The sequence below is a fragment of the Dehalococcoidales bacterium genome, assembly GCA_028716225.1.
Classification (GTDB): domain Bacteria; phylum Chloroflexota; class Dehalococcoidia; order Dehalococcoidales; family UBA5760; genus UBA5760.
Map to the genome: position 1 here is coordinate 93,430 of JAQUQE010000003.1, position 19,439 is coordinate 112,868.

Genomic DNA, 19,439 nt, shown 5'->3' on the forward strand with positions numbered 1-19,439 from the left:
TCATCACTATGAAGAATCACGCCTGGAATGCCGTAGTTTTCTAAGCGCTAGTGGGATCACAATGGCCAGGACCACCGCCGCAAGGATAATTACGGTAAGCCACCATTTAGACTGAATCATCGGCGCTTCCTTGACTGAAAATGATCCGTGCAGAGTATCGAGTGCTATCAAGTGAGTGCCTGCTTCAGCTTCAGATACGGCAAAGGTCACCGTCTCGCTAGTGCCACCGGCGAGGTTTATTTCCTTTACTTGCTCTATCAAATCATTTATTTTAAGAGTCAACGTATAGCTGCCTTCCAGTTCGCCGGTGTTAGCGACCAGAGCGGTTATCAGCACCTGCTCGCCAATATTTACCTCAGATGGATTGACGATTAGCGAATCCAAGGCAAAAGATGCCGGTCTCTTAACGACGTCAGGTGCAAAGTTGGCAGTAATGGTCATCGCTCTAATGGCCCTTATCTCTACCGGGTTATCCTCGCCCATCGGCTCTCCACTCCAATGAGTAAAATGAAAACCCTCTTCTGCCAGTGCTTCAATCATAATAGTATCAGTAAATTCAATTTCGAAGACCTCGGGATAGGAACAGGGGAAGTCCTCGCCAAGCTTGATGGTGCCTCCTCCTATGGGATTAACATCGACCTCAATATTCACGGTCGTCGGATGACCTGACGACCCGCCGCCGCCCCCTCAGCCAGCCTCAACCGGCTTTGCTGTAAACAGCATCGCTGCTAGCGGTGCTATCAGTATAAGGATGGCCCACGGCAAAGCGGTTTTCAATAATCTGTTATTCATTCCTTGCCCTTATCCTGGTGTAAGACGATAATTTGCTCTTTAAATGTCACCGGAATGGCTTGTTTCTCTGTGGCGGGAGACTAGTATTATCCTAACAGTAATTGATAGTAACATATCGGTTTTTCAGTTATCAAATAGTCACGAGAAACTAGATATGCTTTTCAATCTTTTAACCCGCCTGTAGCCATAAGATCAAGTAGTACACCCCGATACCGATCAATACCCAGGAGGTAACAATACGAATAATTCCCTGAGCGCGGGTCAGTTTTTCAAACCATGAAGAAACCCGGGTGATGCCAAAGGATAACGATATGCCGAATATCAATACCGGGAGCCCGGTACCGATGGCAAATACTGCCGGTAGAGCCACCCCGCCGGTCGATTTAAGGCTGAGTGGAATCAGTGTTCCAAAGTATAGTACAGCGCTATAGGGGCAGAATGCCAGGGCAAAAACGATTCCCAGCAGGAAAGCTCCTATCTTTCCCCATCGGCTTAATCTGGCCCCTAGCGAAGACATTCCGGAGCCTCCGGCAATAAAGCGGAACCGATGCACATTGAGCAGTATTACGCCCACCGCAATCAGAATCGGCCCGAGAACTTTTTCGCCGGTATCCTGAAGAAACATCGCTGCTCCGGGAATCTCGAGGCTGGCCCTGATAATCAGGAAACCCAGAACAGAGTAGGCTACCATTCTACCCAGTGTATAGAGTGCGCTGGCAGTGACTGCATAGCGGCGTTCGGTAACTCCCCGGCTGATGTAGGCTATCGCTGCGATATTGGTGGCCAGAGGACAGGGACTTATCGCGGTGAGTAGGCCCAGAGAGAAGGCTGCGATCGCGGGAGTACCCAAGATTCCGGAAGAACCGGAGATAAGGCCGCCGAAATCCATCAGCTAACTCCCTCGAGCGCATTATCAATCTTGGTTCTCATGAAAAGGGTAAAGCCTTCCTCGTCTCCTATGAGCTGCCAGATTTCGCTGATATGCTCAATATGGTCGGTGTTATCGATTACGGTATTGATGAATAGCTGAGATGTGTAGGCACCATACTTTTCGATAATGGCAGCATTGCTTTCCTCCTGAACATTGATCGACTCAAAGGTAATCTTGCCGCTATCCAGTTCCTCCTGGAAATAGGCTTCCAGGGTATAGCGTGTTGCTGCCTCGGCCCAGTTGCAGCTGTAACAGCGGTTGGTCCGGTGAAAATAGACTAAATCTACCCGGTTGGCTTGCGGATCAGGGCCGGTAGCCGGCGCAGGTTCATCTGGTGCAATTGGAGCCAGAATAGCATATCCGCTGTGAGAGTTGATCAACGTGCTTATCCTGTGATTATTGATATCCACTTGCTTGTAGCGCATCGTTTCCCATCCGCCATCATCAAACCGCGCGATATAGATGTCACCCTCCTTCGTTCCCTGGGGTATTTCAGCAGGGTTATAGCTAAGAGTAAGTCTGATCGGGGGATCAATGGTAATGCCTTCCGGTAGAAAGTCATAAGCCGGGCCAATGATGACGGTGTTTTCCGGAGCAGCCGGGGGATCGAGACCAATTATCACTTGAATAGACTGCACAGGGTTCTGCCCGCTGTCGAGGATCGAAGTACCCTTGTCTACTGAAAGAGTTATCGATCCGTCTGCAGAAATTACCTCGGAATCTGATAATATCTTTCTTCCACTGTCAACCGGAATCTCGGATTCTGTACCAAGGATGTTAATTTTCAGATGTGAGGCATTCTCATTTCCATTATTATTAGAAGGTGCACTGGGTGAAGCGGTACAGCTTGCCAGCAGTAAGGCGGATATTGCTGCCACTGCTAATACCAGCAGTTGTTTCCGAACGGATTTGGCTCTCTCTAACATCGGCCCCCTCTTTTTTCTTAACTAACCCCGCGGTACTTAACTTAATATGAAGTTAAACACGATGGATTGTTGGCGTTTTATTGCTATGCTTCCGATCATTTTTCCTGGCTTAGAGCAGTATTAATCAGTTCACCGATCTCTTTCTTGCTAAGCACCTTTCCGGAACTTACCAGTTTGCCGTTTATCACCAGGCCGGGAGGGAACAGGATAGCGTACTCGACCAGTGTTTTAATGTCCTGGACATATTCCACATCAGCATCGATACCCAGTTCCCGGACGACTTCCCTTGTCCTTTTATCTAACTCGTGACACTTCTGGCATCCCGGACCCAAGACCTTGATTTCCATGCGTCCTCCCTATTAGGTTGAGTGTCGAAATATGTCTCGGTTGGCGAAATTTGGGCAATGCCAACTATCTCTTCACCCAACCGGCAGTGGTAAGGTTAACTACTACTACGCAGGTTATTCTAACCCTGCCTCTTTCAGGGCTGAGATTAGTGACTCCTTACTGGGACACAGACCCATTATCCTGACCAGGCCGCCGATGACTAATGCCGGTGCTGTAGTCAGGTTGTACTTCTCGAACAGCTCATTCCTTCCTTTATGGGGAACGATGTCAACCCGACTGCCGTACTCTTTTTTGATTTCCTCGAGGAGCTTGCTGAGGCTGACTCCGCCCGAGCAGGTCGGTACCGACAGAAATGCTTCGATCTTCACCTTGTTCATAGTCCGCCCTCCCTTAGTGCGTTGTCGAGAGTGGTCCGGCTGGGGCAGATGCCCTCGATTCTTATCTTCTCGTTAACCACTATTGCCGGAACACAGCCGAGTTTGTATTCCTCAAACTTGGCTATTGCCTCCTGCCCCACCAGCTTAACGACCTCCAGCCTGTCCTTATACTTCTTGGCATACTCGTCGGCCAGCGCCAGAATAGCGACACACCCGGGGCAGGGCGGGTCCCCACTGAATACCTCCATCCTTACTTTCATGCTCATACCTCCTGTTCCCTTTTTACTGCTTTTTCTATCTCTTCTTCGGGAATAAGCTTTCCTGACGATATAATCTTGTCGTTTATTACCATAGCCGGCATTAGCATTATGCCGTATTTGTCCCCTTCCCTAGAAAAGACATCGAACTTGGTTACCTCAACCTGGCCGGGATACTTCCCGGCAACATTCGTTGCCCTTCTTTCTAGTTCTTTACATTTAACACACGGCGGTGTAGAGCCGAAGATTTTTATCTTTATCATATTCACCTCCTCCTTATGATATTATGCTATCGACCCGTATATCAGGCCGGTGATTGTGGCGGCTGCTACCACCAGTGCAACATAAGTCAGCATTTTTTTGGTACCCATAATGCCCCGGAGGGCGAGCATGCTGGGTAGTGACAGGGCTGGTCCGGCCAGAAGCAGTGCCAGCGCCGGCCCCTTGCCCATGCCTAAATCCAGGAAAGTTTTAATGATAGGCACCTCGGTGAGGGTAGCGATATACATCAGGGCTCCGCCGATGGAAGCGATAAAGTTGGCAAAGATGGTATTCCCTCCCATATAGGCAGCCATTGCGGTCGGCGGAATGACCACGCCCAGTATCCCGGCGATAAATACCCCGATTAACAGCCATGGCAGGATGCGCTTCAAGAAGTAAAGGGTCTCTTGCATCCATTCCTTAATCTCGTCTCCGGTAAACCAGCGCCACATAGAAAATCCCAGTACGACGCATAGAATGGCAAAGGGAATCCAGTTCTTTCCGGCGGCGGTAATCAGAATACCGAGTAGTGAGCCAAAGAAAATGCCATATTGCCATGGCTTCTTCTTGTCGGTATCAGCTTCGACTGGGGCAAAGGCCTGGTCCTGTGCTTTTTGTACTTCCTCTTTCCTGAAGATAAAGGCCATGATTAAACCGATGCAAACGGCAAAGGCGATGGCCGCTACCGCTCTCGCTATTCCCAACTGGTAACCCAGTATGTTGGCGGTATAGACAATGGCCAGTATGTTGATGGCAGGTCCCGAAAATAGGAAGGCTATCGCCGGACCGAGTCCGGCCCCCCTTTTGTAGATACCGCCGAATAGCGGCAGTACCGTACAGGAACACACTGCGAGAATTGCCCCCGAAACAGAGCCTACTGAATAGGCTATCGGTTTCTTGGCCTGAGGGCCGAAGTACTTGAGAATGGCAGCTTGCGAGGCAAAAGCAGAAATGGCTCCCGCGATGAAAAGGGCTGGCACCAGACAGCTAATGACATGCAGGGATAGATATTCTGCCAGTCCGTTCAGGCCGCCGCGTAGAATTTCAATGGCTTCCATTTAGTTACTATATCCTCGTATGCGCATTAACGCATTAATTTCAGACAAAAAAAGAGTGTTACTGTCTTAGCTTCCTAACACAGCCGGGGCCGACGCGTTCGGCTTTCATCAGACGCTCTCTGTCCTGGACGACCAATCTGTTTTCCTTAAGCGACTTCTTCACCGCTTCAACCAGGTAAGGGAAATATTCTGCCATTCCGTCTCTGTCTATTGAGTATAGTGACCATAATCCATCTTTCCTTAACTTAAGAAAACCGGCATCGTATAAGATACCCAGATTACGTGAGGCCCGGGTCTGGGATACGTTAAGTGCCTGCATTACCTCACAGACACAGCACTCCCTTTCCAGCAGCAGGTTTAATATCCTGAGCCTGGTTTCATCGGACAGGGCTTTTAGCGCTCTTATCAGGTTATACATTCTTCTTTACCATATATGCGCATATATGCCTATAGTTTAGTTCCTTTTCAGGGCTTTGTCAAGTGGTTTTATTGACAGGCTGGCTATCGGGATGCTACAGTTCGGCTAGTTTCCCGGGGATATAGAATCAATGCCTCCGCATTATACATTCCCGGGAGGGGGATCCGGATTGGAAGTTGGACAGGAGGATAGAGACGCCCGGCTCAAGGATTTATGCAGCAGCAGGTTATCCGGCAGGCGGATCATTCTGGCCAGCAACCGTGGGCCTATCGAGTACTACTTGACGGAAGAGGGTCAGCTTCGCTCGCGCCGCGGCAGCGGCGGAGTGGTTACTGCTCTTAGCAGTCTCGGCCGGTATGTTGAGCTTGACTGGATAGCCTGTGCTATGGGACGGGGAGACAGGGAGATTGCCCAGAAGGCGCAGGGCAGGCGTTTTAGGGCACCGGTAAAAGGTGACAAACTGTATCTCCGTTTCGTCTTCTGCCCCAGAGATACCTACCATAAATACTACAGCGTTATCTGCAACCCTCTGCTCTGGTTCCTGCAGCACTATATGTGGAACTCGCCTACTACACCCAACATCGATATCGATACTCATGATGCCTGGGAGCAGGGATATGTTGAAGTGAACCGGGCCTTCGCCAGGACGATTATCGATGAGGTGATGAGAAGTGAGTCACCGCCGATAGTGATACTTAACGACTATCATCTCTATCTGGCTGCCGCCTACCTGAGGCGCCAGATGCCTGATCTGGTAATACAGCACTTCACTCATATCCCCTGGCCGTCGGTAAGCTACTGGGAGCTGTTGCCGGGCTATATGCGGCAGGCTATCTTCCGGGGTTTATGTGCTGCGGATATTGTCGGTCTTCAGACAGCCCGGGACGTTCACAATTTCCTCCACTGCTGTGAATCATCCCTTGACGGGGCCGAGGTAGACTATACCCGGCATACCGTTAAGACGGAGGGTCGCCTCACCCGGGTTAAGGTATACCCGATATCAATCGATACCGCCGGCATCAGGAAGCTGCTTGCCACGCCCAGGTTGCAGGAATATGAGCGGGAGCTGGCGAGCCTTTGCGGCGAGCGTACTATAATTCGCGTTGATAGGGCTGAACCCAGTAAGAACATCATTCGTGGTTTCAAGGCCTTTGATATACTGCTGGAGCGTTACCCCCAGCTTCGGGGGCGGGTCAAATTCATCGCCTTTCTGGTGCCCACCCGAACCCATCTTAGGCTATACCGGCGCTATATGGAGGAGGCCACCCAGCTGATAGAGGCGATAAACAGCAAGTATGCGACGCGGGAATGGTATCCCATCGATTTCTTCTATGAAAACAACTATATTCAGGCCCTGGCCGGCATGCGGCTTTATGACGTTCTGCTGGTTAATGCCGTTATTGATGGTATGAATCTGGTTGCCAAGGAAGGTCCCACGGTCAACGACCGGGACGGTGTCCTGGTACTTTCTGAAACGGTTGGTGCCTGCGAGCAGCTAGGTGCTTATGCCCTGACGATAGCCCCGGCTGACCTGGAGGGGACAACGGAGGCTCTCTATCAGGCCCTGATGATGCCGCTCGAGGAGAGGAAGAGGCGTGCCGGTGCACTAAAAGAGTCGATCGAAAAAGAGGATATCACTCATTGGCTCTTGTGTCTGTTGGAGGATGCGGTCAGCTTGATCGAAGAGCGGTATTCGTCATCCACTTGAGAAGGAGCTCGACGTCACCCACCCCTTTCAGGGTAAAATCTGCTTCTGTCTCCAGGTTTCCCGGTGTCTCCGAACCGATGATGCCGATGGCAAGTCCCTGGAAGTCTCGTTCGTGGCAGGCGGCGTGTATCGCTCTGAAGGCATCAATGTCCGTGTAGTCGTCGCCCAGGTATATACCCCCCTTCAGGTTGTACTCCCTGATCAGGTCCATTGTCGCGGTGCCTTTGTCGGCCTCTATCGGGGGCAGCAGGTTGAAAGACATTTTCCCACGAGTAATCCTGAGACTTTTGGTCTGGGTTGAGTCGTTCAGTGTGTTTAATATTTTTCTCTCCGCCAGTTGAGGTTCTGGTGAGAGACGATAGTGAATAGTAGCCGTTATCCCCTTGTCTTCAATGATGATACCCTCATCGGAAAGCAGCGGGTTTAATTCTTCGATCACCGACTTGATTATTCCGGAATAATCAAGGGTATTGTCCTTCAACTCGATTCCGCCCGCTCTCCAGCGCTCCAGACCATGATTGCCGACGTAGACCATGCTGTCAACTCCTACCATTCCCCGAACTTGATTCAGTGGCCTTCCCGAGATAGCGGCTACCAGTGCTAGTTGACCGGAGAGTTTCAAGAGGTATTGTCGGCACAGTGGAGAGATGCTGGCCCGCTGCGGTGTAGGGGCTATCTTGCTGATCGTCCCGTCGACATCGGTAATAAGCCCGAAGGGAACCCGTTCCAGAATTTTCCGAATAGACTTCAGGTAGTGAAACGCATACGACACGGGTTAAATTTAGCAGGTGATACCTTATCGAGTCAATACCGGCAGAGGGGAAACGGATTTGTCGCGAGCAGTCTCGACAAATCGTATGATATGGGATAAAGTGGTACCAAGATGATGAAAGCCGATGGTTGTAGCCCTCCGGTTATCGCTGTAGATTTGGGTGGTACTAAAATAGCTGCCGGTATCGTTTCTGCTGGATATGAGATACTGGCCAGAGAATACTGTCCTACCCTGGCTGATGACGGTATTGAGGCGATAAGCGAGCGGGTAGTTTCTGCGGTCGGTCGGCTTATCAACCGGCAGGGTATGGACTTGTCCCGGGTGTGTTGTATAAGCATTGCTGCTTGCGGGGTGATCGACTCGGAAAACGGGGTAATAGTCTTTTCGCCGAACCTGCCCGGCTGTCGTGATATTACGCTGCGGGATATGTTAAGGGATAGGCTTGGTGTTAGGACGATGCTCATCAATGATGCCAATGCGGCGGCCATTGGTGAGCATCAGCTTGGTGCAGGGAAGGGGGTAAATAACCTTGTCTGCCTTACGCTGGGCACCGGCATCGGTGGGGCGATTATCATCGACGGCAGGCTGTACACAGGCTCATCCGGTAGTGCCGGGGAGATAGGGCATATGGTTATTGAGGCTAACGGGGCAAAGTGCCGGTGCGGCAATACCGGCTGCCTGGAAGCGCTGGCTTCGGGCACTGCTATTGCCAGGGAGGCGGCAGCACATGTTGCCCGTGGGGAACCGTCATCTCTCAGTGAGATTGTTGCGGGTAGACTGGAGGATATTACCGCAGAAAAGGTAGCCTTAGCCGCTCGAGAGGGAGACTCTCTTGCCCTGAATGTCATAAATCAGGCTGCCGCCTACCTGGGAGTGGGTATGGTAAATCTGGTTAATATCTTCAACCCGGAAATGATTGTAGTTGGTGGTGGGGTGGCCGGGATGGGAGACCTTTTGCTTGATCCGGTCAGGAGGGCGGTGAGGGAGAGGGCGTTTCTGGTATCGGCTGAGGCGGTGTCGATAGTCTCCGGCCGGCTTGGCAGCGATGCCGGAATGCTCGGTGCTGCCATTTTTGCCCTTCAGCAAGGGGGGAAATAAGGAGGGACACCATGAAGGTTCGTAAGGCAATTATCACTGCTGCCGGTTGGGGTACCCGATTCTTGCCGGTAACCAGGTCACAGCCTAAAGAGATGTTGCCGCTGGTCAATAAGCCGCTCATTCAGTATGCCGTTGAAGAGGCCATCAATTCTGGTATCGAGCAGGTTATTTTGATAACTGCGATGGGTAAGCATGCCATAGAGGACTACTTTGACCGCTATTTTGAGTTGGAATACGTTCTGGAGCAGAAGGGGGATACCAAAATGCTTCAGGAGATGCGCCGGCTGTCCAACCTGATCGATATCTGCTACATCAGGCAGAAGGAGCAGCTGGGGCTCGGGCATGCCGTTCTTATCGCCAGGAATGTCATTGCTGACGAACCGTTTGCTGTTCTGCTTCCCGATGATATCATCGATAGCCGGGTGCCGGCCCTGAAACAGATGCTCGATGTTTATCAGCAGCGGGGTGCCAGCGTGGTTGCCGTCGAGCGGGTGAATGCCCGGGATACCGCGAAGTATGGCATTATTGAGCCGGAGGAGATTTCCCCCCGTTTGTACCGGGTGCTGAGTCTGATTGAAAAGCCTCCGCCGCAAGAAGCGCCGTCTAACCTGGGCATAGTGGGCAGGTATGTCCTCGCACCTGAGGTATTTGATGCGCTTGCCGCTACCCCGCCCGGCAGGATTAAGGAGATTCAACTGACCGACGCTCTGCAGTTGTTGCTCAAGCAGCACGCGATAAACGCCTGCGAATTTGAAGGGGTCCGCTATGATACCGGAACTCCATCCGGTTGGCTTGAGGCAACGATAGCCCTGGCGCTAAAGGACCCTGATATCGGGCCGGGACTAAGACAGTATTTAGATAAATTACTCCAGGGACATTGAGGCTGTTTATCCCTTTTGCCGTGTTGCATATCGAGAAGTTTCTCTTCATTGACAGCCAGTATAGCTTGCACTAAAATCGTATACATTGGTTATTCTTAGACAGAGGTTGGAATAGGATGACAGGTGATGAAATCCGGTCGGCATATTTGAATTTTTTTAAAGAGAGGGGGCATGACATCATCCCCAGCGACTCTTTAATACCCCGGGGTGATCCCACTTTGCTCTTTACCAGTGCCGGTATGGTGCAGTTTCAGCCTTACTATTTAGGCGAGAAGCAGCCGGCTAATCCCCGCTTAGCTTCATGTCAGAAGTGCTTTCGGACTACCGATATCGAATCGGTAGGCGACTTGATTCACCTCACTTTCTTTGAGATGCTGGGTAACTTCAGTATCGGGGACTACTTCAAGCAGGAAGCTATTAGCTGGGCGTGGGAATTTGTTACCCGTGATTTGGGGCTGCCGCCATCCCGGCTGTGGATAGGCATCTTTCTTGATGACGACGAGACCCTGGGTTACTGGCGTAAACTGGGAGTTCCGGAGGCAAGGATATTGCGGTTTGGTGAGGAGGATAATTTCTGGGGGCCGCCCGGTAATTCCGGACCGTGTGGTCCGTGCAGTGAGATACACTATGATCTGGGCGAGAATATCGGCTGTGGAAAGCCTTCCTGTAGCCCCGCCTGTGGTTGCGGGCGATTTTCTGAGATCTGGAACCTGGTTTTTACCCAGTATAACCAGGATGAGACTGGCCGCCGTACTTTGCTTCCCAAGCCCAATATTGATACCGGGATGGGTTTGGAGAGAGTAGCCGCGATAATGCAGGGTAAAGCTTCCGTCTATGAAACTGACCTCTTTATGCCTTTGCTGGAGTGCGTATCGGGACTTGCGGAGAAGAAATATGGTTCTGATGAAGAGACTGATAATGCGATGCGGGTGGTAGTTGAGCATGGCCGGGCGGTTGCCTTTCTGATCGGTGACGGGGTAATACCTGCTAACGAGGGGCGGGGCTATGTACTGCGACGGCTGCTAAGGCGGGCGGCGGTGTTTAGCCGAAGATTGGCCAAGGATAAACCATTTCTGGCCGAGGTGGCTAAGGCTTCTATTCGGAAGATGAGCCATATCTATCCGGAAATAGTGCAGAGGGAAGACTTTATTATCAGGGTGATTGAGAGTGAGGAGGCAAGATTTAGTGAGACACTCAGTACCGGTCTGGGATTGTTAGACGAGATTATTGAAGAGGCAATCGGTAAGGGTATAAAGGTAATCCCGGGTAAACAGGCTTTTAAGCTGTACGATACCTACGGCTTTCCCATAGAGCTGACTAAAGAAGTTGCCTCTAGGTCCGGTTTATCGATGGATTTAACTGGTTTTGAAAGGGAAATGGCAAAGCAACGGGAAAAGGCCCGCGCCGCCCACAAGTTCGCCAGGAATCTGAACATACCGGGTAAAATGGATAAGCGGCATGAGGTTCGGAAGACCACCTTTGTCGGTTATGATGGCCTCAAGCACAAATCGCCTGTAGCCTACCTTATGGTTGATGACAGACCTGTCGAAACGGTGGCAGAGGGGAAGGAGGCAAGCGTTGTTCTGGAGGCCTCTCCTTTCTACGGAGAAATGGGGGGGCAGGTGGGTGATACCGGTGAGTTGATTGGCACGGCGGGCAGATTCTCTGTCACCGATACTACTCGCAGCTTACAGAATGCCATAGTACACCATGGTTATGTCAGTGATGGCAGTATTGCCGTTGGTGATATCGTTGAGGCGATAGTGGATGGACAGCGGCGCCTCGATATAGCCCGTAATCATACGGCAACCCATTTGCTGCAGCTTGCCCTGCGTCAGGTATTGGGCGAGCATGTTCAGCAAAGAGGTTCGCTGGTAACTCCGGAGCGGCTCAGATTTGATTTTTCCCATTTGGCAGCGCTGGCGAGGGAAGAACTGAATAGGGCAAGCCATATTGTTAATGATAAGATCCGTCAAAACCTGAAGGTGTATAGTGCAGAGGTCTCCTATTCAAAGGCGATTGCGGAAGGCGTGATAGCTTTATTTGATGAAAAGTATGGAGATATAGTCCGTGTGGTGAAAATAGGGGAGGCGGCTGTCAGTGCAGAGCTCTGCGGCGGCACTCATGTCGGTTCAACCGGAGAGATAGGTTTCTTTCAGATTGTTAGTGAGGGTAGCGTCGGGGCTGGTTTACGCCGTATTGAGGCTGTTACCGGCAGGGAGGCTGAAGAATTCGTCAACCGGCGATTTTTCAGTTTGGATAGGATTGCCGATTCTCTGGGGACGACAGCGGGTGAAGTTCAGGACAGGGTAGCTCTTTTGTCGGTTGAATTGGAAACGGAGCGCCGCCGAGTCTTGACCCTGGAGCGGGAGCTGTCCCGGCAACTATCGGTGTCTTTGCTGAGTCAGGTGGCAGTGATTAACGGGGTCAACGTGCTGGCTGCTAGGGTGCCGTCTTGTCGTTTGGAAGCTCTGCGCGAACTGAGCGACCGCCTCCGTGAAGAGTTGAAGAGTGTGGTGATAGTACTGGGTACGATTTGTGATGATAACCCCCTTTTTCTGGCGGCAGTAACTCCGGATCTGGTGGCTAAAGGCTATAATGCCGGTGAGATAGTTCGAAAGGTTGCCAAGGTGACCGGGGGTGGTGGTGGAGGTAAAGCTCAATTCGCCCAGGCAGGTGGCAAAGATAAAAGCAGGTTGGAGGAGGCTCTTCATCTGGCGAAGAGCCTGGTTTAGATCGATTGGGTTTAGCCTGTTGATTTCCCGCGGTTAATTTTGGTGACCACGGTCAGGATGCTTTTGAGGTCTTTTAAGGGAGGCAGGCATAACGCGTATCTTGGGTCTCGATATCGGTGATAAGAGGATCGGGGTAGCCATCAGTGACCCCCAGGGTATATTAGCAACCCCGTTTACCATTATTAACCGCCGCAACGAAGAGGCAGATATCCAGGCCATTACTGATATTATCAGCCTGCATCAGATTGAGCGGGTTATTGCCGGTCTACCTCGTTCTATGGACGGCAGTATCGGTGAGCAGGCAAAAAAGGTGGAGGCCCTAGTCGAGAGACTGCGTGGCCAGACCAGAGCTCCGGTGGAGTACAGGGATGAGCGCCTATCAACAGTTTCTGCCCGGCGCTTGATACAAGATGCTCGGAATAAGAAAGCCAGGTACGACGATGCTATAGCGGCTGCTCTTATTCTGCAGTGCTATCTGGACGAAGAATATTAGGTAGGGTGTTCTAATCGTGGCCAGCTTACGGGTTTCATATTTTATGCCGTCTTCTTACCGGAGTATACAGTTGTTGCCGGTGGTGTAGAGGGATACTCGTTTGAGGAGGTAGAGGAATGATAAAGTGGTTGACTGTTGAAGAAGCACGGCGCTACCTTGAGTTGCCCCGTGCGGATTACTTGAAGAATTATGTGGCGGCCGGAGAGTTGGCTGAGACGCGCAGAGGGACCAGAGTAGTGTTCTCACAGGAAGAGCTGGACAGATGGAGGAATGAGAGAAAAACGTTCGTTCTGGATATGAGGGACTATATGAAGTGCCTGCACTTTGCTGTGGGGAGCCTCTACAAATACTGCTCGGTCTTCGGGTGTGCCGCCAGTAGTTCCTCGGATCTGGCTAAAGTCGTTGATAGCTTTATGTTGCAGAAGCTGGGTGAAACTGCCTTTCAAGAATTTATGGCTAAGAATTTCAAAATATTCGTCAAGTTTGAGTTTGAGTTTCGCGAGGAAGTCGTCAGTCAGGAAGTTACCGAGATTGCTTTGCCGGGTAAATGGCTCAGTGTGTATAATCCCCCGGAAAAGTTGAGGCTTACGGTTAAGACAATTGAGATGGGTAATGCCAGGCTCGTCATTCCCGAGTCCGAGGTGGAACACCGCCGGCACCATGATTTGATTGATGTATACGTGATGGTGCGTGTAGAGTTGCCCCCTGACCATATGTTTCGGGTTCTGGGAGATAGCTTGTGTTCGAGGCTTGGCGCTAGAAGAGAAGAGACGACCCTCTCTCGCTCCGAGTACCTTGAAGGAGATTATGGTATTGTCACAGACGAAGCGCTGATTCCTCGCCTTGAGCCTATCCGGACCGAAATCGTCGGATATGCCTGGCTTAGTGAGTTGCTTGAGGCCGGAGTTCAACCAGGCATCCCGGCGCAAAAGCTGCAGCCCGGTTATTACCTGCCTGCCGGAAGTCTCAGGAGGGGCGATTTGGAGTGGCGGAAACTTATTGAGCTGCTGTGAAGTGAAGTTGTGCGGGGACAGCGTGTGACCGGCATAGAGTAGAGATAGAGGGGTTGCTCTTTGTGACCACAGATTTGGCGTTAGCGATAGGGGTGATGATAGTCGTCGGTTTTTTCGGCGGGAAGTTGGCCAAAAAGCTTAAACTCCCCAGGATTACCGGCTATATTGTCGTCGGTCTCTTGCTGAGTCCCTCCGCCCTGAATCTTGTACCGAGGGCTACGATAGAGAGCCTGAATATAGTTACCTCTGTTGCGCTGGGAATTATTGCCTATGCGATTGGTGGCAGTCTACGCCTGGGGTCTATTCGGAGGCTGGGTAGAAGCATTGCCTGGATAACGATGGTGCAGGCTTTAGCCGCCTGGCTCATCGTTACTCTGGTAGTGGTCTTGCTGGCCCCTCTCATCTTGAATGTCCCTCAAGCAACCGTTCTGCGTTTTTACTTCCCGATGGCTTTTATCATTGGGGCGATAGCATGTGCTACGGACCCGGCAACGATTCTGGCGGTAACGCGTGAGTACAGGGCGAAAGGGCCATTAACGACGACGCTCTTGGCCTTGGTGGCAATTGATGATGCCGTTGCTGTTATTGCTTTTGCCATTGCTGTCGGGGTGGCACAGCCGCTAGTGAGCGGCATCGGTGGCGCTTCTTTCTATCAGATGTTGGGGGTTCCTTTTCTGGGGGTAATCGAGTCTGTCGGAATAGGTACTGCCTTCGGCTTCGCTTTGGTTTACATAACCAGACTGACAAAAACACGTGCCCTGCTGTTGATGGCAGTTTTAGGGATTATTACGCTATGCACCGGGGTCGCCAATATGCTGGGTGTTTCTTTGATTATGGCGAATATGGCTGTCGGCTTTGTCGTGACCAATAGGATGGCAGAGGATGAGCCATTTATTGTGGTTGAGGGTGTTGATGAACTGGTCTTTGCTGTATTTTTCGTACTGGCGGGAATGCACTTCGATTTTGACGTCATGAAAGTTGTCGGCGTTATGGTGTTATTGATATTTGCTACCAGATTTGCTGGCAAATACTACGGGGCGAGGATTGGTGCCGGAATCTCTCATGCTGAAGAAACGGTGAAAAAGTATGCCGGATTCGCCCTGCTGCCCCAGGCCGGCGTTGCCATGGGACTGGCGCTCCTGGCGCGAAATGCGTTTCCCGCCTTTGGTGACATTATTTTGAATGCCACTCTTGCTGTTGTCATCATTAATCAGCTGATTTCACCGCCTATGGTGAAGCACGCTATCTTCAAGGCCGGTGAAGCAGCCGGCATGGGTAAACCGGTGCCTGATACTTAATGGCAGGTTGGTACACACTTTTTATTCGGTAAGGCTCTGGTCTTGCAGGGATATCTGGCGGAGTTTTACTTCGCCCCAGAGACCCATATGGCTGCCGGTGATGATTACTGTCCCTTTTATTCCCTCGATACGTTGAGCCGTCTCAATTCCTCTCGGTATGTCGCTCGGTTGCTCAATCAGGTTGCCGATGGCAGTGGCAGCAGTGTCAGCCAGAGTGGCTGATTTGGACAGTACTATTACGGCGTCAGCCTTACCGTAACTGAAGGAGTGTCCCACAGTTCCCGACGATGTACAAATTCCCAGGGGGGTATCTGCCCCGTCGATTTCCAAACCGATTCTGCCGTTCAGAGGCGATTTACCGGCGTAAATCCCGATCAGCCTTTTCTTAAGACTCTTGAGGTAAATATCACCGCCGTTTTCTACGATTATCTCCGGCGAAAAGGGGAGTAGTTCGGTACCAACAAATTCAGCGATGGCGCCGGCTACTCCTGCCATGGGGCCGGTTCCGGCGCTCTCGGCTGAAGTTGACATCACCTTTACTATCTGTGGGGCGTCGCTTTCGACACTTATCGGTTTAAGGGAGGTTTGAAAATCGGGATGTCGCTCGATATGCCTTTCCAGTATACTCCGGTATTTTGTCACCAGCCTGAAGGCTTTTCTTTTCAGATTGGTTGAGGCACGGATACACAAATCCGTCTCTTTTACTACGACGCTAAAAGAGATTAGATCTATATCTCTAATCCAGTGTCGATAGGTTCTCGGCTGATACATAAACTAGAAGTGGAGTTCCATAGCTCTCGGGGGGCAGGCCTTCAAGCAAAGTCCGCAAGCCAGGCATTTCTTGTCGTGAAAACTAACTATCCTGCTGATCGGGTCAAGCTCGAAGGCACCGGAGGGACAGATAGTTATGCAGGCGCCGCAGTGAGTGCACCTTTCCTCATTGCGAGTAACATTCTGGCTGAGCGATTGCACCGTGACGCCGGTTTCGGTTAGATACCTGACGCCTTTTTCATAGTCTTCCTGCTTCCCTTTGAGCTCCAGTACCAGCAGGCCCTCTTTATCGGGGGTAACTGATGCCTTCAAGATGTTGAAATCAAGGTCGTAATGCTTGACCAGCCGGCTTATCATCGGCTGGTCTACCAGTCGTTTCGGAAAGTGTAAGACTATTTTTCTCGATACCGTCATTGAGACTACCCTGCTGCTCACCGTGTGAGAGTAACCCGATTACTCTAATTAAACAATCGTTCATCGAGTTTGTCAACGTGGGGAGGCATCTGCCTGAACCGGGTAAAGGTCATCCCCACCGGCGGTCTCCCTAATATATTTGTAAAGACTGTTTTTGGCGTTATACAATGGGGGGAAGTTTCTACCGGTTTTTCCCGGGTATGTAGTTTGGGCCTGTTCCGGAGGAACAGATTGTGTTTACTTTAACTTGCGGGGGTAAGTTTGGCTAAGAAAAAGGAAGAGAAACACGAGCGTGGGTTTACCCGACACCAGCTTGCCCGGTGGCAGCAGCAGAAGAAGCGGCAGCGCATTTTTCTCATCTTGGGGCTTGCTGTTATTGCTGTCGTCGGCGGCGTTATCGGGTCTGGCTGGTATCGTAATGAGTACCGGCCGATGCAGGAGGTTGTGATTAAGGTAAACGAGACTGAGTTCGATATGGGCTATTACGTTGATACGCTAAAGACCAGCGGTAAGCTGTATCAGCAGATCTACGGGGAGAGCCAGTACCTCTTCTATATGCAGTCCGTGGCTGACCAGGCGATTACCGGTATTCAGCAGAGGGAGCTAATCAGGCAGGGTGCTATGGCATTAGGTATCGTAGTTAGCGATAGCGAGGTTAGCAAGGAGCTCAAGGGGAATGATCCCCCTCTGGGTAACGAATATCGTGACCTGGTCAGGGGTGATATGTTGCGTAGCAGGTTACTTGACGAATATTTTGAGAAAGAGGTGCCGCAGTTTGCCGATCAGAGACAGGTTATAGCGATGTTTCTCGAGAGTGAGAGCCGGGCAGCTATGGTCAGAAAGATGCTTGAGGCTGGAGAAGATTTTGCCGAACTGGCCGGTGATTTTTCTCTGGACAGCCTTAACTTGACTGAGGATGACCAGGCCGGTTGGTACCCGGCGGAAATTCTGTCGGAAGGACTGGGGCTTGGCGTGGTTGAGGACTACGTTTTCGCTGCCGGGGTAGGGCTGAGCGGACCGGTTTATGACGACACCAGGACTAAAGACTTCGGCTATTGGCTGGTCAAGCTGGTGGAGAAAGATGAGGATGAGCAGGGCGAACTGTTTAATGTTCAGGTAATGCTGTTGGGCAGTGAGGAAGAGGCGCGGGGAGTGATAGACCGGTTGGAACTCGGGGTTAGTGGTGACTTTGGCGAAATAGCCGGCGAGCTTTCTCAGGATGCTGCCTCGAAAGAAGACGGCGGTGATTTGGGCTGGCTTGATCCTGATGAGATAGCTGAGCCCTTTGCAGATTTTGTTCTGAATGCTGAACCGGGGTCACTGAGTGAGCTGATAAAGGATGATACGGTTGTCACCAACGGTGGCTATTGGCTGATTGATGTCCTGGGTATTGAGGAAGGCAGGCAGATTTCTGAGGTCGACCGGGACTTCCTGAAGAGCATGGCTCTGGATGAGTGGATTTCTTCTTTATGGGATGATCCGGAGACTGTAGTGGAAAGCTACCTGGATGCCGAAAAGATAACCTGGGCGATAGACAGGGCTGTCGGTAGTTGAACCGGGGGGGTATCGAGATGATGGAAAGGGATTGCGTCGGGGTTGGTATACTGGGGCTGGGGGTGATTGCCGGACAGGTTGCCCGTGTTCTGCGTGACAAGTCAGAAATCCTGGCCGGTCGGGTCGGTTGCCCGCTTGTCTTACGAAAGGTAAAGGTTCTGCCTGATGACTTGAGCCGGCCGCAGGTAAAGGAGATGGGGGCTCATCTCTTTACCACCGATGATGAAGAGTTTTTTACCTCACCCGGGATAGATATAGTTGTCGAAGCCATCGGGGGTGAGCATCCGGCCCTGGAATATTTGACCCGGGCGCTTGGTGATGGTAAGCATGTTGTTACCTCCAACAAAGAAGTTATTGCCAAGCATGGGGCTGAGCTTCTGAAACTGGCAGACCAGAATGGGGTGGTGCTGCGTTATGAAGCTAGTGTTGGTGGGGGTATCCCCCTGATTTCCCGTTTCCGGTATGATCTGGTGGCTAACCGGATAGAAGGTATCTATGCGATTATCAACGGGACGACCAACTATATTCTGACTCGAATGGCTGGAGAGGGCGCGGACTTTTCTTCGGTTCTGGCCAGGGCTCAGGATTTGGGTTATGCCGAAGCTAATCCGGAGAATGATATAGAGGGGATAGACGCTGCCTATAAACTGGCTATTCTGACCTCGCTGGCGTTCCACACCGAGGTCAGACCGGAGGATATCTATCACGAAGGGATTTCACGATTATCCAGCCGTGATTTCCAGTATGCCCGGGAGCTTGGTTTCGCTATCAAGCTGCTGGCCATTGCTAAAGAGAGTGATGGAGTGGTTGAGGTCCGGGTGCATCCGGTCTTTATACCGGAAGACTCTCTTCTGGCTAAGGTCAATGGTGTCTATAATGCCGTTCTGGTTGAGGGGGATCTGGTTGATAAAGTCCTCTTCTTCGGTCAAGGCGCGGGTCCACTGCCTACCTCCAGCGCTGTAATAGCTGATGTTGTCTCGGCGGCGCAGGATGTCCTGCGTGGTATTAGCGGCGGAGTCAGGTGGGAGTTGGGGCCCGGCAAGGTGATCAAACCCATGTCTGGCATTGAAACCAGCTACTATCTCCGTCTCAACATTGCCGATCGGCCTGGTATCCTGGCTCAGATTGCCAAGGCCCTGGGTGACCGTCAGATCAGTATTTCCTCTGCCATCCAGAAGCTGGCTGACCGGGTGGCTCAGACCGCTGAAATTGTTATCATTACCTATCCTGCCCTGGAAAAATCGATGCAGTCGGCGCTGGGAGAATTAGGCCAGCTATCCGGGGTAAAGGAAGTAAGCAACTTAGTTCGGGTGGAGGCTTTATAATAGAGTAGC

At 51.4% G+C, this 19,439-nt stretch carries 21 protein-coding genes; 9 read left to right on the forward strand and 12 right to left on the reverse strand.

Translation table 11 applies throughout. The features are described from left to right. Window positions 1-6: 6 nt before the first annotated feature. The 9 genes from PHI12_03040 to PHI12_03080 form a co-directional block, all read right to left on the reverse strand. Window positions 7-651, reverse strand: coding sequence for a hypothetical protein (locus PHI12_03040; protein ID MDD5509776.1), 645 nt, complete (start codon window positions 649-651; stop codon window positions 7-9). A 310-nt stretch (window positions 652-961) separates the two neighbouring features. Then, a complete protein-coding gene (locus PHI12_03045) occupies window positions 962-1,681 on the reverse strand; it encodes an aromatic aminobenezylarsenical efflux permease ArsG family transporter (protein ID MDD5509777.1) in 720 nt (239 codons plus the stop codon). Next, window positions 1,681-2,649 carry a nitrophenyl compound nitroreductase subunit ArsF family protein gene (locus PHI12_03050; protein MDD5509778.1) on the reverse strand — a complete coding sequence of 323 codons (969 nt, stop codon included), beginning with the start codon at window positions 2,647-2,649 and terminating at the stop codon, window positions 1,681-1,683. Before PHI12_03050 ends, PHI12_03045 begins: the two co-directional genes overlap by 1 nt. 95 nt (window positions 2,650-2,744) lie before the next feature. Continuing rightward, a complete protein-coding gene (locus PHI12_03055; GenBank protein ID MDD5509779.1) occupies window positions 2,745-2,996 on the reverse strand; it encodes a thioredoxin family protein in 252 nt (83 codons plus the stop codon). A gap of 114 nt (window positions 2,997-3,110) precedes the next feature. Continuing rightward, window positions 3,111-3,374 (reverse strand): thioredoxin family protein, encoded by a 264-nt coding sequence (locus tag PHI12_03060; GenBank protein ID MDD5509780.1) that lies wholly within the window; start codon window positions 3,372-3,374, stop codon window positions 3,111-3,113. Then, entirely contained in the window at window positions 3,371-3,634 is a 264-nt protein-coding gene (locus tag PHI12_03065; protein ID MDD5509781.1) for a thioredoxin family protein, read from the reverse strand. Before PHI12_03065 ends, PHI12_03060 begins: the two co-directional genes overlap by 4 nt. Before the next feature lie 2 nt (window positions 3,635-3,636). Next, window positions 3,637-3,894, reverse strand: coding sequence for a thioredoxin family protein (locus PHI12_03070; protein MDD5509782.1), 258 nt, complete (start codon window positions 3,892-3,894; stop codon window positions 3,637-3,639). Window positions 3,895-3,915: 21 nt separating this feature from the next. After that, window positions 3,916-4,950, reverse strand: coding sequence for a permease (locus tag PHI12_03075; GenBank protein MDD5509783.1), 1,035 nt, complete (start codon window positions 4,948-4,950; stop codon window positions 3,916-3,918). Window positions 4,951-5,008: 58 nt separating this feature from the next. Beyond that, window positions 5,009-5,368, reverse strand: a complete 360-nt coding sequence (locus PHI12_03080) for a metalloregulator ArsR/SmtB family transcription factor (protein MDD5509784.1) — start codon at window positions 5,366-5,368, stop codon at window positions 5,009-5,011. A gap of 169 nt (window positions 5,369-5,537) precedes the next feature. On the opposite strand from PHI12_03080, the gene PHI12_03085 reads away from it, so the two are divergent. After that, a complete protein-coding gene (locus PHI12_03085; protein MDD5509785.1) occupies window positions 5,538-7,076 on the forward strand; it encodes a trehalose-6-phosphate synthase in 1,539 nt (512 codons plus the stop codon). On the opposite strand, the gene otsB is transcribed toward PHI12_03085, so the two are convergent. Then, entirely contained in the window at window positions 7,039-7,848 is an 810-nt protein-coding gene (gene otsB, locus PHI12_03090; protein MDD5509786.1) for a trehalose-phosphatase, read from the reverse strand. The two genes, PHI12_03085 and otsB, sit on opposite strands and share 38 nt — an antisense overlap. A 111-nt stretch (window positions 7,849-7,959) precedes the next feature. On the opposite strand from otsB, the gene PHI12_03095 reads away from it, so the two are divergent. The 6 genes from PHI12_03095 to PHI12_03120 all read left to right on the forward strand — a co-directional run bounded on the left by PHI12_03095 (window position 7,960) and on the right by PHI12_03120 (window position 15,366). Further along, a complete protein-coding gene (locus PHI12_03095; protein MDD5509787.1) occupies window positions 7,960-8,946 on the forward strand; it encodes an ROK family protein in 987 nt (328 codons plus the stop codon). Between the two features lie 11 nt (window positions 8,947-8,957). Beyond that, on the forward strand, window positions 8,958-9,827 hold the full coding sequence (gene galU / locus PHI12_03100) for a UTP--glucose-1-phosphate uridylyltransferase GalU (GenBank protein ID MDD5509788.1): 870 nt from the start codon (window positions 8,958-8,960) through the stop codon (window positions 9,825-9,827). Window positions 9,828-9,943: 116 nt separating this feature from the next. Beyond that, window positions 9,944-12,562 carry an alanine--tRNA ligase gene (gene alaS, locus PHI12_03105; GenBank protein MDD5509789.1) on the forward strand — a complete coding sequence of 873 codons (2,619 nt, stop codon included), beginning with the start codon at window positions 9,944-9,946 and terminating at the stop codon, window positions 12,560-12,562. Window positions 12,563-12,662: 100 nt separating this feature from the next. Continuing rightward, on the forward strand, window positions 12,663-13,055 hold the full coding sequence (gene ruvX / locus PHI12_03110; protein MDD5509790.1) for a Holliday junction resolvase RuvX: 393 nt from the start codon (window positions 12,663-12,665) through the stop codon (window positions 13,053-13,055). A 116-nt stretch (window positions 13,056-13,171) separates the two neighbouring features. After that, entirely contained in the window at window positions 13,172-14,068 is an 897-nt protein-coding gene (locus PHI12_03115; GenBank protein ID MDD5509791.1) for a helix-turn-helix domain-containing protein, read from the forward strand. Between the two features lie 62 nt (window positions 14,069-14,130). Continuing rightward, entirely contained in the window at window positions 14,131-15,366 is a 1,236-nt protein-coding gene (locus tag PHI12_03120) for a cation:proton antiporter (protein ID MDD5509792.1), read from the forward strand. A gap of 21 nt (window positions 15,367-15,387) precedes the next feature. On the opposite strand, the gene PHI12_03125 is transcribed toward PHI12_03120, so the two are convergent. After that, window positions 15,388-16,137: a UPF0280 family protein gene (locus PHI12_03125; GenBank protein MDD5509793.1), complete on the reverse strand. Its 750-nt coding sequence runs from the start codon at window positions 16,135-16,137 to the stop codon at window positions 15,388-15,390. 3 nt (window positions 16,138-16,140) lie between these two features. Further along, window positions 16,141-16,551 carry an NIL domain-containing protein gene (locus PHI12_03130; GenBank protein ID MDD5509794.1) on the reverse strand — a complete coding sequence of 137 codons (411 nt, stop codon included), beginning with the start codon at window positions 16,549-16,551 and terminating at the stop codon, window positions 16,141-16,143. Between the two features lie 261 nt (window positions 16,552-16,812). Here PHI12_03130 and PHI12_03135 point away from each other — a divergent pair, with 261 nt between their 5' ends. Together PHI12_03135 and PHI12_03140 are read left to right on the forward strand one after the other, a co-directional pair. Further along, window positions 16,813-18,105: a peptidylprolyl isomerase gene (locus PHI12_03135; protein MDD5509795.1), complete on the forward strand. Its 1,293-nt coding sequence runs from the start codon at window positions 16,813-16,815 to the stop codon at window positions 18,103-18,105. Window positions 18,106-18,122: 17 nt separating this feature from the next. Beyond that, window positions 18,123-19,430, forward strand: coding sequence for a homoserine dehydrogenase (locus tag PHI12_03140; GenBank protein MDD5509796.1), 1,308 nt, complete (start codon window positions 18,123-18,125; stop codon window positions 19,428-19,430). Window positions 19,431-19,439: the final 9 nt, after the last annotated feature.